Source organism: Paenibacillus senegalimassiliensis (assembly GCF_001486585.1).
Lineage (GTDB): Bacteria > Bacillota > Bacilli > Paenibacillales > Paenibacillaceae > Fontibacillus > Fontibacillus senegalimassiliensis.
On record NZ_LN909044.1, the window covers coordinates 844449 to 859630 of the forward strand.

Here is a 15182-nt window from a genome sequence, read left to right on the forward strand (position 1 = left end):
ACTTAAATTTATAAACAGGACCGCCCTTGGCACAATGCCAAGGGCGGTCGGTAAATCAGGTCACTGGTAGCTTAAATGCTACATTATTTCTGGTAACCTCATATTACTGTAGAACAAACTTTTGCTCAATGATCAAAAACACCCAAAATTCATGAAAAACATTATATTTACTATACTTATCTTCGTTTTTCTTTTCATATCTCAGTATATCTCTTTGCAGGTAAACACGGAGTCGTTTTTTTTAAGAAAAAAAACGACTCCGTGTTTACCTGCAAAACCATTTTACTCAACTCCATTCTTTTTGTCAATAGAAAGTTTAAAAGCACTATACAAAGAGGAAGCCTTGGCTCGGCTTCCTCTTTGTATTATTCTAACTTGGGTTTTGCACCGGAATATGTGGACGAATCTTACTTTTGACTTCGTCATATATTTGAATATCTACTCCATCAGCAACCTCTAAAGATACCACTAAACTGTATGGAACTTCTAAAACTAACCCACCAGCATCTTGTCTACAGTTCACCTTTATTTCCAAGTCGCTACCATCAATAAATGGTGCTGCCTGATCACCAACAAGAATCTCATGCTGAATAGTCCCTCTCTTAACAGACGTTGCATCAGCTTCAAACCTGTCAACATTCAGTTGTGTTCTTGGTGGATCGAACCACAAATGTGCTTGTCTATACTTTTGAGAATTTGCATTTATAGGTGACATCCATCCCAAAGTTATAGTCAATCTTCTCCAAACCTTTTTACTTTCCAATGATGGTGGAAGAGGTATAGTATAAATATGTGCCTCATCCTTCTTCAAATGATTACAACCAAATAAAGTAACCCTCTGAGCGGTACACTCCATAACCCTTGCAACATCAACAGATCCATACCCGATTAACCTTGGAATAACTCTGTCTTTAATCCTACTACTCTCCGTCCCTAGAATTCGCTCAAGTGTCTGATACATACTCCCCCAACTAGCCCCATGTACTAATAAGGATTTCATTAATACTGCCACCAATCCATCAGAGACCAGTTCGTTACTGACCTGAGCATTTGTTAAAGTAGAAATCATGTTGTAGATTTGTGCTGAAGTTCTAGTGGCAAGGGCAGTCGCATTACTTGTTCCACGCATATATATCGTAGATGAAAGGTCACCTTGTTTACCTGGATGAGCAACTTTATGTCCGGGGGCGAGCGTTGAAGTATTAGGAACATAGTGACTTTCGCCCCTTATATCCTCCATATACAGTTGTCTTCCGCCGTCCATAACTATTTCTGGTTTGACTGACCTGCGATGCCCTAGTCCCACCCTACTAGCCGGACTTAAAATAGGACGGGAGACAAGTAAATCTTTTCTATTACCCATATAGGTAATTGAAGACGCGTCATCGTGAATAGCTCCAACTGTAATACAATTTATGGATTCTGATGGAGTCAAAATTCGCCGCTCATGAGAGTTTCTAAAAATTGATTTCACTACATGATCTGATAACTGATGAGGCTTTAACTTGGATAATTCCTCATTAGTTACATCAATGGTGATTCCGTCCACAAAATTTCCTGCACTAACAACAAATAAAACTTTGTATTTATAGGAAAGCCAGTCCAACAATTTTGCCCATGGACTCACTGCAAAATCAAAAGGTCTCGCTCCATCACCTATAGATAAATTAATAATCTTGACGGTCGGTGCAACCGGAGCCTGACCACCGGTAGGCTCAAATAATCTTCTTACTGCTCTGTGGATTAAATCAACAGGTAATTCATCTAATGGGACACACTCGACTCTTGTGTCCCTCCAGTCCCTACTATCCGGTGCCATTATAGGACGAACATACAAAGGATATGAAAGAGGCTCACCGCCTCTGTCTAACTCTCCATGAAGTATTAATGATGCCATTGCCGTTCCATGCACCCGCTCATGAGTGCGATATTGGCTCGTAAAATTGTCAGGATCATCAATTATTAATCTACCACGTAATAGACTATGATTCTCTAATGGTAGCCCATCAAACAAGGCGATAATTGGCTGCTCATTAACTGAGTCCGTCCTATCCTCTAGTGGCTCAGAAGAAATTTCCCCATCAGGAATAGTCATCATTGCTTGTCCTACAGGTCGAAAAAACATAACATAATCGGAACGGATAAACTGTACTTCCGTACTTTCACTGAGATCACTAAATAAATCAATAGGTGTTTCAGCTAGTATTGCATGATATGCAATTTCGGGAATCTCCGACTCTGTAATTAGATTACCCCCAACATCATTAATGAGTGATTTAATACTTTGGGAGGCCTCTTTTCTCTTCTCTGCACTTGACCTATACCAAAGTTCAATCTCAAACTTAATGGTCTCCTGGGCCGCAGACACACGTTCCTCCCAATCTTCTAGAAAACCTGTATCTTGGAAACGGTCGCTTATACTCCATGGACGAATTTCTTTTAACTGTTTAAATAAATCTCGCCACTTTGTTTTACCACGTGGGAAGGTATCTTGCTTCTGATACATCCCCCACAGAGACCGAAGCTCCTTCATTGCCTGTTGGTCAGACATAACTAAAAAAAGACGACCGCCTAATGTTTTATCCATCAAATTTCCATCATCATCTTGAAAAAAGAAATCATCATCTGGAGCAATATCTGTTTCCCATTCAGATAGCCACTCAAGCCCATCAATTTTTTGAACTGCTTTTATGAAGTCCTCTATAGTATTAACTGTTTCTAAAACTAATGCTTGTTCAGGTAAAGCACCCGCAATATTTTTTTGTATCGTTGCTCTCTTTTTATCAAAAGCTTGCTCCACCCTTAGAAATCTAGGTTCCAATCTTTCTTTTTGTCTTTCTATTGTTGGAACATGTCTTTGAGGTGGCCTAAACTTATTGCTTCTTTTTTCTCTTTCTGCTTTACTTACACGAGGTAATATTAATAGCGGTCGCTCAACCATTTTTCATCACTCCGACTCATCTGACATTAACGTATATTTTGCTTCCCATTGTTTTAGTCGATCTCGGATGATAGTTTTCAAATCAGAAGCAGGCAATGATAATACATAGCGTCTTTGAACATCTAGACCAAACTCCTCGATCTCAGCAAAACTTAGTCCTAATAGTTTATCACTCAATGTTTTAGGCGAATGACCAAGTGGATACTCAAATCTCTTTTGAAATCTCTTAAACCATTCTTCAATCTGCATCTTTTCAGGTTTACTTAGTAGGAGTCTTAGTTGGAATCTCCTCCATACTGCCCGGTCAAGTAATTCAGGATGATTTGTTGCTACAATTATAACTACATGACTGGGTAAATCATCTAGCTGCAACAATAAGGAACTAACAACACGTTTAATCTCACCTGTCTCATGCTGGTCTCCTCTTTCTTTACCGATCGCATCAAATTCGTCAAAAAACAACACGCATCTTCTTGATCGAATGAATTCAAACATTTTGTTTAATCTTGATGCTGTCTCACCCAAATAACTTCCGATAATTCCCTCATACCTAATGATGTATAAAGGGACCATTAACGATGTTGCTATTGCTTCAGCAAGTGAAGTTTTACCGTTTCCTGGGGGGCCAGTTAATAAAATTCGATTTCGTGGCTCAAGGTTATATGAACGCAATAACTCCCCTCTATACTGTTCCTCAAGTAACTCCTCACAAGCGTTAAGGACATCATGTGATATTATCAGATCACTAAGATGCTTATTTGGGGAAATCTCGTGGACAAAATTCCTTATCCCATCAGTCGTATTTGTCAATGAGGCATTTTGCTTGGGTGAAGTGATCGCCCTTAAACTCTCAGCTAACCTATCTGCTAAAATATGATGCTGCTTGCCTCTTTCCTCAGCGATGATGGCCTCAACAGTTCTTTGGAATAGCTTTGTATCTCCCGTACTACCTGCAGTAACTAAGTTTAATAGCAAATCAGCCCTTGCCATTATCTACACATCCCTTCATTGAATCCATTACATATTGTGGGATGGAGAATGCCAACTCATACTAAAGAGCCTATTCTTTTCACTGGTTACATCCCTCCTATCATTTTAGATTAAACGACTCCAAAGTTACAGATTCCATTAGCACTCATTACTAAAATTAAAAACTACTCATACCACTCTTGGGCTAAAACACGAACGACAAACATTGGTTTGGTACATAAATTTTAAAGAAGGGGTCGTTATTTGTCAGGAATATTGTACCATGTTAGTTATATAAAACCCACTAGAAATAGGTCTAGAAGACCACGTCATTTCAGAAAATTAAGATTGAACGTAAACACTGCATTAATCAATTAGAAATGTTTCAATCCACTTCCATTAGATTAAAAGTACTTGAATCAATTAGGCATTTTGCTGTGATTCGCTCAGTTGAGTGCAGCCAACTATGTTCATTGATTCAGTAGAATGAGGCTTATTATTATTGGGCGTTCATTGTATAACCAGCTCTAACTTTCCGTAGACACCTATACAAAGTTCCTTTTTTTCTATGATTTTAGCCTTTTTACGAGGTAAATCAGTTGTCGCTAGTCATTCCCTATTCTATGTATTCCACAAAGCACGATTTTGTAACATGCAAATGAGATATTGTACTCGGGATACCCAACCTCGCGGCGATAGACTATAAACAGCAAACAGCGGAAAGGACAACTGCTTCCTCTCCGCTATTTATGTTGTTCATCCTCATCAACGTATCCGCACCCTCACGCCGTCCTCCGTCTTGTAGTCCTCTGGATGCGTTTCATACCTTGGCCTGTTGTCGATGGTAGCTCCGGCCTCTTCAAGCAGTTTCAGCATATCTGCATTATAGGTCGTCCTCGCCAGCGGCAGTCCCTTATTCGGATCAGCACCATGATCCAGCAGCATACGTACAATAGCAATCTGATCGAACATGACCGCCGATTGCAGACCACTGTCTACATCCGCTCCATATTGAGCGAGTAACTCCACAACCTCCAGATTGCCCTTCTCTATGGCATCGTGCATAGCCGGAAAGTCTTCTGATGGATCAGCCCCCGCTTCCAGCAATATCTTCACCATCGGCACCGGGTCTTCATTGAAGTTGACCGCCAACGACAAGTTGCCTACAGAAATCGCATCCGCACCAGTTCCATAATCAGCCGCGATGTTGGGTGAAGCTCCCTCATCCAGCAATCGTTGTACCGCAATCAGATTGCCCTCTCTGATTGCGGTGTTTAACTCCGTGAACATGCCATCCGTTCTTGCTTGCTCAGACTGCTGAGAAGTCAGCACACGCTCTATAATGGAGCATCCTGTCAGAGCCATCAGGCAAAGCAACAGGAGTCCAATTGCATATATCCTCCGCATCTTCATTTCACCTCCAGATCAACTCCGGTTATCCGCAGAGTCATTTCATTTCTGATTCAATAGCCGCCACGAAGACGGTCTTCCATATGCGTTGCCTGATTCAGCAACAGGAATGCAACAACGAACAAAGCTATGCCGATCCAGATGTGTTTACGTTTCTTCTTCGCTATTGCGGTGATTGTATAGGCAATGCTGGTAATCTGTATAATGGCTCCGACGATCTTCAGCATCAATGCAGTTGTTTCCATATGTTTATCCAGTCCTTTCTCCTTGTGCTGTTGTAATGAAATCTATCCTGCTCCCCATTGCCGTACCGTTCTTAATGAAGAGAGCGAAGCCGATCAACTGCTTCGACTCCGCCCTCGGATAATTACAGATTGATTCTGCGGATGGACTTGCTGTTGTCATCATAGAAGATGACATTGCCGTTGTTATCGAAGCCCATCTGCTTCATTTGTCGAATCTGCATTCCATCCTTGTAGATCAAGTCATTTTCGTTGATGAAGATAGTCATGCTTCCGGCTTCACCCATTTCGTAGACAGTTCCTGCGATACTCATATACAGTTTCCCGTTGTATGCAGTTGCACTATCTAATCGGGTATTCTCATATTCAGCAACCTTATCTACCTTCACAGGAAACAGTTGCAGACTGTACATTTTGCTTCGACCAAACACATATAGATTGTCTGCTGTTGCGTGAGCGGCGGCGACAGGAGCATAGCCATAGTAATCGGACAAATCCAAAGCGGCATAGCTTGTACTGCTGGCGATTCGCTCCACTTGAGATTGATTCAGTTTACCTTCATAGACATGGGACTCATGACTGCCAGTAACGCCATACAGGATGCCCTCCGCATCAGGAAAAGCAATAAAATCCACGAATCGAGCTTCTTCATGGTAAAAGTCATAGGCCGCTACGCTGACTCCCCCTGTGATGTCGTAGACGATTGTTCTGGCAGATACCTTCGCCGCAAGATATAGCCTGTTGCTGGCCGCATTGTAAGCCAGTTTCAGCGGCGTGAGATTTTTGTAGTCGTAGTGCTTCGCATTTCCATCCGCATCCTTGTAATCCCAATTGAAGTCCTGACTGATCGTCTTGAATGTCTCTACAGTGCCGTTAGAGCTATTGAATTTGCGTATCTTCATCTTTTGACTGTCGAGGAAGTAGACATTGTTATTCTTGTCCGCGACCATGCTGTCAACTTGATTGATCTTCGCTGTCCGCACAGGACCATCCACATCACCAGCACCTGATCCGCCAACCAGTGTTTCCACCGTAAACTTTGCGGATGGTGTGGATGCAGACGGTTGATCTACAGGTGTGGTTGGTGTAGATGTATCCGACGTAGATGGAGTTGGTGTTGGACTCGTCGTAGTCTGTCCACCGCCAATCTCTTTGTTGTCATTGCCATACTGATAGGCACGCCAAAGCATAACCGTTGCTTCTGCACGGGTGATTGTTGCCTGCGGACGGAATGTCTCGTCCTGAAAGCCAGATACAAGGCCATTCTCTACTGACAATGCAACATAACTCTTTGCGGATTCAGATATGCCAGCGTAGTCTTTGAACATTGCCTCAATGGTGCTTTGATCGGGCAGACGGTTGGCGTCATAGCCTTTGAGCTTGACGAGAGCGACAGCCACATCTTCACGGGTTGCTGGTGCAGATGGGTTGAAGATGTACTTACCGTCTGCGGTACGATAGCCAGTCATGTAGTCCTTCACAGATTCCACGAATGGCGAAGCCCAGTTTGTTGACTCGATGTCAGAGAAGGAAGAATAATTCACCTTCTTGGGTGTAATGCCAGAGGCAGTAATCATGATCTTGGCGAACTCAGCCCGGGTAATGGTGTTATTCGGCCTGAACTTGCCGTCGGGATAACCGCTGATGACTTTGCGGTTTACCATCTCGGCTATGTAGCTATTGGCCCAATGGGTGGATGGAAGATCGGTGAAGCTGACGGTTGATTGCGTTACTTCTGCGTTCTGCCATTCTTCGCCGTAGGTTGGCAGTGCGGCGGATGCAGTGCTTAAACTATTAGAAACTATAGCAGCACCCACCAGTGTACTCATGAGCATTTTTCTAATCATCTGTTGTGACCTCCAATTTGAACATACTTAGATGAACTGGTATAAGCTCGGTTAACTCCTCAGTCATGGGTTTATCCACTAACAGAGCTTAATGCGACCATTTTACTATAACTAACAGCGTAATTTCTATATATTTTTAAACCATATAGGTATGTCTCTATTCAATTTCCGTCTCTAGTCTTGAATTAGGAGGCTGATGAGATGGATAGTTTGCTTCGCCTTGTTGGTGAACAATTAAGGTTAATCCGCAAGGCAAGAGGATTAACACAGGAACAATTAGCCGAAAAGTGCGGATTAAGTTTTTCCTATATTTCCGACATTGAACGAGGAAGTAGGAATCTGACACTTGAATCGCTGGATAAGCTAATTACTGCATTGAACGTACTTCCAAGTGAAATGTTCAATTTTAAAGATGTCGAAAGCATCCATGCGGCTGATGATAAAAATATGATGATTGAGATTTTACGTTCATTATTGTCTGATCGACGGCCTGAAGAAGTGAGCTACATTGTTACCATGACACGCGAGTTCATTAAAACGGTGGATGGAGTGAAACAGTAATTTTCGCTATTAGTCCAGAAAACTATACAAATTTCCCCGAGATACCACGCCTAAAATAACAAAGGGGCGGGCCTGCCGTTTCATGCCCTACCCCTCTCCATATGGACTGCTTCTGCTGTTGATACAGTAGTTGCAGTCCTTTTTTTGATTTCACATGTAATGCTGTTGCTGGCTTTAATCGCTGGAGATCACTTGAACGGATTATTGCCGCGAACAGCAACATATGCAAAGAAGCCTACTCAACGCTGAGTGGGCTATTTGTCGTTGCCTGACAGAGACAAAATCATCGGCTGTGAGACAACGCCGGACAAAGGAGATGTATACAGATGGTTGTTAAGAAAGGGCTGTCTTCAGAGATGGAGGAGTTGTTGAGGCAACTGGTCATGAACGGAGGCATCCGCATGGCTGGAACGGTGTTGTATGTGTATTGCCGTCGAATGTACCAAGTGGACGAGGACACCGCCGCTCGTTGGATGACAGCATATTTTCGCCGTGAGTTTCCACAACAGCTACAACGGCATCAAGATCGCATCGTCAAGGTATGACCCATTACATTTAGAGAGGAAGATCGAATCATGAGCTATCGGGCTTTTAAGAACAACAGTTCCAAGGAGTATTTAGGATTTTGTGAGCAGAAGGGCTTCATCTACAGTGTGCAGTTAAATGAAGGTAGACATGCTGTTGTTGCATTGCACAATGGGCAAGTAACCATGTTGATTCAATTCACTGCCCAGCCAAGTATTATGCGAATGGAGGTCTAATACAAGCGGTACTTTGGCAACTGATTGTACCTATGCTTAATCATTGTATATAGAAATCATGTGGATGGCCGCAGGCTATTTTTTATTGCCATGAAGGGAGGTGAACAACATGGAGAAGCTCAAGCACTTATTCACTCAGAAAGCCCGGCTACAGGCCCCAATGGAGATGATGGATACAAATACTCATTTCGATTCAGAGGAGGGCAGGAGGTACGCTCAGGTTCTTGTAAGGCTCGTCCTGATTAACATGCAAATTGAAGAAATAGAAAAAGAAGCCGCCCACAAATGAGGCGACTCAATAAAAATACCTTGTAGTCATCATACAAACAATAATACATTCACGCAACAGGAGAAGTCGAATCTGGCTTCTCCTGTTTGCGTTTACAGGAGGAACTTTGAATGAAATCTATCAACGAACTATCTACAATCAAGTCACTGCTGGGTGATGCACTCGCTGAAAAGCCCGGCTCCTATATTGTTGACGAACTCTTTGATCGCTTTCCCACCGTACAGGAACTGATGAACGTTACTGAGTTTGAGTTGTTATCAATTAAAGGTATTGGCAAAATAAAGGCTCGCCAAATCACCGCCGCGTTGCAGTTGGCTCGTAGATTGAGCAGACCAGCCGACAGCAAACCACAAATCATTCGCAGTCCACAGGATGCGGTTGACCTGTTGATGCCGGAGATGCGGTATCTGCAACAGGAGCATTTCGTCGTACTGTTCCTGAATACTAAGAATCACCTGATCGGACAGCCAGAGACACTCTCCATTGGTTCGCTCAATGCCGCAATCGTCACGCCTCATATGGTATTTCGTGCCGCTGTGAAGCGTTCTGCGGCTTCTGTACTGGTTTGTCATAATCACCCCAGCGGTGATCCCACTCCATCAACTGAGGATATCCAGCTAACCAAACGCTTGGTGGAGAGCGGAGGCATCTTAGCTTGTGATGTACTTGATCACCTTATAATCGGAGACGGAACATTCACCAGTTTGAAGGAACGTGGAGCCATGTAAATCTATATGTGCTAACTCATTGTACTACGCGATGTACAATGCAGTGATGGGGCCGTGAGCGGCCAGACATCATGCGTGCAATGCAACAGACCACCCACTGCCCTGAGGGCCGAAGGAGGACGACTGCCCTCCTTCACCTCCCGTCACTCGCCGCGTGGCGTTCCTTGGCTAACGCCAAGGAAGTAGATTCAGTGTTGCTGTAGGAGACGCTTGTCAAGGCTAAAACAAGCTCGGCTTCGCCTCGGCCTTGACGGCTTCCTATGGCTCTTTGCAAGTAATAATTGTACTGGATCCACCATAGATCAATTCAGCACATCTGCAAAATAATCATTGCGTAACTGGTACTTGCTGTTGCCGTAAGCAAAGGCTTCAAGGGACGCAACAGATGGAACAAAGGACATGGTATCCAGTCCTGTCTGCAAAGGAGCAACTGCTCTATTACTCAGCTTCTCCTTTCCACTCCAACTCTCCTGAAGAACTGAGTAAATCTTGCTCATAACATGCAGACGTGGAGAAAGGGATAGCCATTGGTCAAGCTCCTGTTTAAACAGGTCAGAGACATCAACAAAAGGTGACTGGAATGCGGCATGTCGCCTCAGTTTCCGTTTTTCCTCTTTGGTCAGCGACATATACGCTTCCTGAAATGTACCGTATTTGCCGATTCGACGCATGATCTTGTCTTTGCCGCTGAATTTATCTGTATCAACAATAATCACATTCTTTAGTGCATCGTTCCGGTGGTTGAGCAGAAATTGTGACACTGTTGGTCTTATATGCTTGTCCCTACGTTTTCTGCTTTTTTCAAGTCGAGTCCAGTTTTCAGCATTATAGCCTTGTTCCTTCGCCTTATCATAGATGATGACCTGCCCGCCTTTTTTACTGCCAAACATAAAGGTCTGGTCAAGATTGTCATAATTTCGCGGCGGCTTTTTCTGATAACCGACGTAAAGTTGTTTTGCCAAGTCCTTCGATGACAGTAGCTTAAGCCAATCCAGCTTATCATCGTTATGAGCTACCCGAGCATCGAGGTGACTGCCGACAATGAAGTCGATCAATGCAAGTACATCCTCAGGAGAAAGCTGGTGCTTCCAGGGATTCAGCATAATAGTGGTTGCAGGTGCCTGCGGGTTCATCTGCATCCATTGTACGCTGAACAGCTCATGCACCAATCTGTAATGGTAAAAGGTTTCATCATCGTCAGTCTCGAATCTGGCGGGGCGAATCAAGTCAATAAATTGCGGAGTCGGCAATTTGTACGAGCAGACAATCAATTTGTCATAAGGACATTCAAAGTGTCTCACCTTACTTGCAGATTGAATGCTGTGGATGATCGGGACGGTGTTCAGTAACTTCGCCGCCCTCTGCTTATTGTACAGAAACATGCGGATTTCACCTCAAATATCAAGAGTGCTTGAAGCCTTATGGGACAAGGGATTACGTCCCCTTTGTTGTCATTCTTGTACACCTGTTGTTAGAGATTCATCATTCGACGCTCTAACGTCCATCGTTTTACTCAACAGAAGAGCAAGCTGTCTGGTGAACTGTTCCTTTTTAGCTTGTTTCTCATAATAGAGTTGGAACGGTTCATCATCTATCACATTCAGATCAATTTCTACAGGTTTTATATAATCCATGACGGCCTCCGAAATGTTTATATTTAAGTATTTATATTTATTTACAAGCAATATATCATGGTTTATACTGTCTGTAAATATTACCCTGACTGAAAGGACTGATTCGGTTATGCCGCGTCGTACATTAACACCAGAGGAGTTCGAGCTTCTGAGGTCATATGATCTTGGCAGTCGCCTCCGCTGGTACAGAAAAGAAGCTGGCAAGCTTCATACAGTCAAAACCTTCACCGCCGTTGCAATCAGTGATCGCATTGGTGTCAAACACCAGACGATCATTTCCATTGAACGTGGCGACTCCAAGAAGCCTGCTTACCAATTGATATACAAAATCACACAAGACCTTGGTCTGCCATTTGACGCCTTGACTGACGACTTTTATGAAGGCCCCTTCCGCTCTATCGCCATCGGTGAGCCTGCGAACAATGATGAGAATATAACGGAAGCCGGAAAAGAAATTGCACGAACCTCCGTTATCGGTGCTGTACTGTATGAGTATCGCAGTGATAACACCGTTAGACTCATTCATGATCTTCGCTCCTACAGGCCGCTGGACAAGCCAGAGTTTATCTCGGCTCTTGCCCGGCTCATCGGTGAATTTCAGGCAACGGAAACGGTTGAGAAGCTATACACTCAGCCACATCCCGTTATCGTGGCTTCCGAGCTGTACAACGCTTTGGCGATCTACCCCCAAGCTTATCCTTCCATCCCAGAAGAGGCTTGGACAAAAGCACGGAATGAACTTATCGCAACCTACCAACCCAAAGGAGACAATGAAAGGAGCTAACGCCCTATGACCCCTACAATCAGAGCCGCTCTGTACGCACGGGTAAGCACTGAGGAACAAGCCAAGGAAGGATTCAGCATCACCGCACAGATTGACGAGATCAGAAAGTATTGCGAACGCAATGATATTGAAATCGTGAGTGAGTATGTTGATGAAGGCAAAAGCGGAAAAAGCATTTCAGGCCGTCCGCAAATGCGGAAGTTACTCACGAACGCTGGACAAAACAAATTTGATGTATTGGTCATCTACAAGATTGATCGTCTAGCCCGCAAGCTGAAGGATGCTCTGGAGATTAGTGACACCTTGGAGCGGAACAATGTCAGACTGGTGAGTTTAAGTGAGCAGATTGATACAACGACCCCATTCGGAAAGGCATCATTCCAGTTTCTCGGCTCCTTTGCCGAACTGGAGCGTAACACAATAATTGGTCGTGTGAAGATGGGGATGGAGCAACGGGCCAAGGAAGGACGTTACAACGGAGGAAAAACGCTGGGCTACAACAGTGTGAACAAGGAACTCGTCATCAACGACAACGAGGCCGTCATCGTCCGCAAAATCTTTGAGTATGCCGATCAGGGAATGGGCTTCAAAGCTATTACCCGGCGGCTCAACGAAGAGGGATATCGCTCGAAAACAGGCAAACCCTTCAGTACAAACAGCATTAAGACCATCCTCAGCAACCCTATGTACATCGGGAAAATCAGGTACAATCAGGTTGTCGATTGGGCAGAGAAACGCCGTAAGGGGAAGAACCCGGATTTCCTGCTGGTGGATGGCATACACGAGCCGCTGATCCCACTTGAGTTGTGGAATAGCGTCCACAACAAGCTTGGTGAACGCTCCTACAAGCCAGCCCGCTCCCATCAGCCCTACATTCTCAGCGGACTGCTGAAATGCCCGGTATGCGGTCACGGGATGGTTCCGGCTCGTTCCAAAGGAGCCAAAGGTCAATCATACCGCTATTATACATGCGGACAATTTCATAACAAGGGAAAAACGGTGTGCCGCTCCAATAGCATCCGTGCGGATGTAGCCGAGGAGCAGTTGCTTGAGGAGCTTGTACGTGTCGCCTCCAGACCGGATATTGCCCGGCAACTGGCAGACAACATCAACAAGCTTCGCTTGGGTGCAGAAGCCCCGTTACAGGCAGAGAAGAAGGCTATACTGGATGAGATGAACAACGTGGGCAGGAAGCTGCAAAAGCTTAAGGACAATCTGATGAATGACCCCGATCTTGTCCCGATTCTCAAACCTGAGCTTATGAAGGCTCATACGCAACATGAACAGCTTCAAGAGAATCTCGAAGCTATCGAAGCAAAGATCGCCGAGGATAACAGCACACCTGTTGACGCAAATGCTCTGCATCATTTACTGATGCACATAAAAGACAAGCTGATGGCGGTGGATGCCGAAGAACAGAAAGCCCTGTTGCGGCTGATGGTCGAGAGCATCCAGATCACCCCTGAAGCACCCCGGGGCAGGGGACGTCAGGTCAAGGCCATCCATTTGCATTTCGACTTTACGATTGATCGCATCAACCATGATTCCTTCAACCTGCTTACCCGCCTTGCGGCGGACGAGTCATACAACTACATCGCTCCTGTTGAAGCGTGGATGTTGGATTCAGGAAACAGCTTATCCGGTGAAAATCGGGGGGATTCCATCATGGAGTCCCTTTCTATTTTACCCTTAAAGTCGATACGGTTCCCCCCTCATAATCTTCACCACCCGATACACCTGCTCCACCAGCACCAGCCGCAGGAGCTGGTGCGGATACGTAAATCGGCCAAACGAGATCTTCAGGTTGGCGCGTTGAAGCACTTCATCTGCCAGCCCTAGGCTCCCGCCGATGACAAAGGCGATCTGGCTGCGGCCATAGGTGGCTAGTTCTTCTATATGCTGGGCCAGCTTGTCCGAGGTCCAGAGTTCGCCCTCAATGGCCGTTGCCACGACGTACGTATCGGGCTTTAGGTGGGCGAGGATTCGCTCCCCCTCCCTACGTTTCACTTGCTCTTCCTCACTGGCGCTTAACTGCTCGGGTGCTTTTTCATCAGGAACTTCTATTAACGTCAGTTTGATGTAGGGGGTGAGCCTTTTCGCGTATTCCGCAATCCCCTGGGTCAAATACTTCTCTTTCAGTTTGCCTACTGCAATAATTTGTATGTTCAATGATTTGCACCACCATCATGTTCATTATGTATTCACACCGCATATACCACCAGCATATCACAAAAGACCCTGTTTTCTACATGGAGTATAGTTCACCCTAACACCTCATGTTTAGTTTTTCCTCCTGGCGGTAAATAACATATATCGTCCCTTTTTCCTGATATTCACCCGCTTCCACGTTACGCCCTACCAGGATACATCGTTCTGCCATAGTCTTGTCTTTATCTAAGAATCACACCCACATACAACTGGAGGAAACCACATGACGAAACACAAACCAATCCTATTAATGGCCGCTTTAAGCGCCGTATTACTAATGAGCGCCTGCGGAAACAACTCGCAAGCAGGCACAACCGACCCTGGGAATCAGCCTGAAGCCAATGCGACGAATCAGAATCAGACTGGAACTGCCGACAATAACAACTCAGACTCATCCAACAACGAACTCACAGACCCTGTCGACTCTACGCCAGAGAATAATAACCCTAGTGAGGAGATCCTCATTGATATTGATCAGACACCCAAGCCGATTGAGAACAAAGGCAGCTTTGATTTTCAAGTGAAGCAGCTCCCCGAGGGCTACCGACTTCAGGAGATGCAGTGGTCATCCGAGAGTAACAACACCGTCAATACATTCGAAGAGGCCATCGAGCATGGACAAACGGGCGAAGACGGCTTCTATATCAGCGGTGACGGGCAGTTTATGGGCTTCTTTTATCCCGAGGAAATGAAGGGGGAAGCAGGCAAGGCCACCTTCGTATTCGTGAACGAAGAGAATCAGGAACTTACCTGGGAGCAGGAAATTACGCTCCAATAAAGGGGTTGTTCTAAAGCACCCGCCACTACA

At 44.8% G+C, this 15182-nt stretch carries 15 protein-coding genes and 1 pseudogene; 8 read left to right on the forward strand and 8 right to left on the reverse strand.

Annotated features, from left to right (window positions below):
- Positions 1–370: 370 nt before the first annotated feature.
- The 5 genes from BN3279_RS09630 to BN3279_RS09650 form a co-directional block, all read right to left on the reverse strand.
- Positions 371–2941: a S8 family peptidase gene (locus tag BN3279_RS09630; protein ID WP_059050392.1), complete on the reverse strand. Its 2571-nt coding sequence runs from the start codon at positions 2939–2941 to the stop codon at positions 371–373.
- Positions 2942–2947: 6 nt separating this feature from the next.
- On the reverse strand, positions 2948–3931 hold the full coding sequence (locus tag BN3279_RS09635) for an AAA family ATPase (protein ID WP_059050393.1): 984 nt from the start codon (positions 3929–3931) through the stop codon (positions 2948–2950).
- 744 nt (positions 3932–4675) lie between these two features.
- Positions 4676–5317 carry an ankyrin repeat domain-containing protein gene (locus BN3279_RS09640; protein ID WP_059050394.1) on the reverse strand — a complete coding sequence of 214 codons (642 nt, stop codon included), beginning with the start codon at positions 5315–5317 and terminating at the stop codon, positions 4676–4678.
- A 56-nt stretch (positions 5318–5373) separates the two neighbouring features.
- The gene (locus BN3279_RS09645) at positions 5374–5565 is read right to left on the reverse strand and encodes a hypothetical protein (RefSeq protein ID WP_059050395.1); all 192 of its coding nucleotides are present in this window, start codon (positions 5563–5565) and stop codon (positions 5374–5376) included.
- A 122-nt stretch (positions 5566–5687) separates the two neighbouring features.
- Positions 5688–7409, reverse strand: a complete 1722-nt coding sequence (locus BN3279_RS09650; protein ID WP_059050396.1) for an S-layer homology domain-containing protein — start codon at positions 7407–7409, stop codon at positions 5688–5690.
- Positions 7410–7610: 201 nt separating this feature from the next.
- Between BN3279_RS09650 and BN3279_RS09655 the strand changes: the two genes are divergently transcribed.
- The 5 genes from BN3279_RS09655 to radC all read left to right on the forward strand — a co-directional run bounded on the left by BN3279_RS09655 (position 7611) and on the right by radC (position 9748).
- Positions 7611–7970, forward strand: a complete 360-nt coding sequence (locus tag BN3279_RS09655) for a helix-turn-helix domain-containing protein (RefSeq protein ID WP_059050397.1) — start codon at positions 7611–7613, stop codon at positions 7968–7970.
- Between the two features lie 326 nt (positions 7971–8296).
- A complete protein-coding gene (locus BN3279_RS09660; protein WP_059050398.1) occupies positions 8297–8515 on the forward strand; it encodes a hypothetical protein in 219 nt (72 codons plus the stop codon).
- Between the two features lie 30 nt (positions 8516–8545).
- A complete protein-coding gene (locus BN3279_RS09665) occupies positions 8546–8731 on the forward strand; it encodes a hypothetical protein (protein WP_059050399.1) in 186 nt (61 codons plus the stop codon).
- Between the two features lie 109 nt (positions 8732–8840).
- Positions 8841–9020 (forward strand): hypothetical protein, encoded by a 180-nt coding sequence (locus BN3279_RS09670; RefSeq protein WP_059050400.1) that lies wholly within the window; start codon positions 8841–8843, stop codon positions 9018–9020.
- Between the two features lie 110 nt (positions 9021–9130).
- On the forward strand, positions 9131–9748 hold the full coding sequence (radC, locus tag BN3279_RS09675; protein WP_059050401.1) for a RadC family protein: 618 nt from the start codon (positions 9131–9133) through the stop codon (positions 9746–9748).
- Between the two features lie 302 nt (positions 9749–10050).
- Here radC and BN3279_RS09680 read toward each other — a convergent pair whose 3' ends face one another.
- Complete coding sequence (locus BN3279_RS09680; RefSeq protein WP_059050402.1) at positions 10051–11130, reverse strand: hypothetical protein; 1080 nt, start codon at positions 11128–11130, stop codon at positions 10051–10053.
- A gap of 69 nt (positions 11131–11199) precedes the next feature.
- Positions 11200–11382: a hypothetical protein gene (locus BN3279_RS09685; protein ID WP_059050403.1), complete on the reverse strand. Its 183-nt coding sequence runs from the start codon at positions 11380–11382 to the stop codon at positions 11200–11202.
- A 109-nt stretch (positions 11383–11491) separates the two neighbouring features.
- Between BN3279_RS09685 and BN3279_RS09690 the strand changes: the two genes are divergently transcribed.
- Together BN3279_RS09690 and BN3279_RS24215 are read left to right on the forward strand one after the other, a co-directional pair.
- Complete coding sequence (locus tag BN3279_RS09690) at positions 11492–12166, forward strand: helix-turn-helix transcriptional regulator (RefSeq protein ID WP_148466824.1); 675 nt, start codon at positions 11492–11494, stop codon at positions 12164–12166.
- 6 nt (positions 12167–12172) lie between these two features.
- Positions 12173–13213, forward strand: a pseudogene (locus tag BN3279_RS24215) (recombinase family protein); the annotation flags it as partial.
- Positions 13214–13855: 642 nt separating this feature from the next.
- On the opposite strand, the gene rlmH reads toward BN3279_RS24215, so the two are convergent.
- Positions 13856–14335, reverse strand: a complete 480-nt coding sequence (rlmH, locus tag BN3279_RS24220; protein ID WP_082673001.1) for a 23S rRNA (pseudouridine(1915)-N(3))-methyltransferase RlmH — start codon at positions 14333–14335, stop codon at positions 13856–13858.
- A 262-nt stretch (positions 14336–14597) separates the two neighbouring features.
- Here rlmH and BN3279_RS09700 point away from each other — a divergent pair, with 262 nt between their 5' ends.
- Entirely contained in the window at positions 14598–15152 is a 555-nt protein-coding gene (locus tag BN3279_RS09700) for a hypothetical protein (RefSeq protein ID WP_232436802.1), read from the forward strand.
- Positions 15153–15182 lie beyond the last annotated feature (30 nt).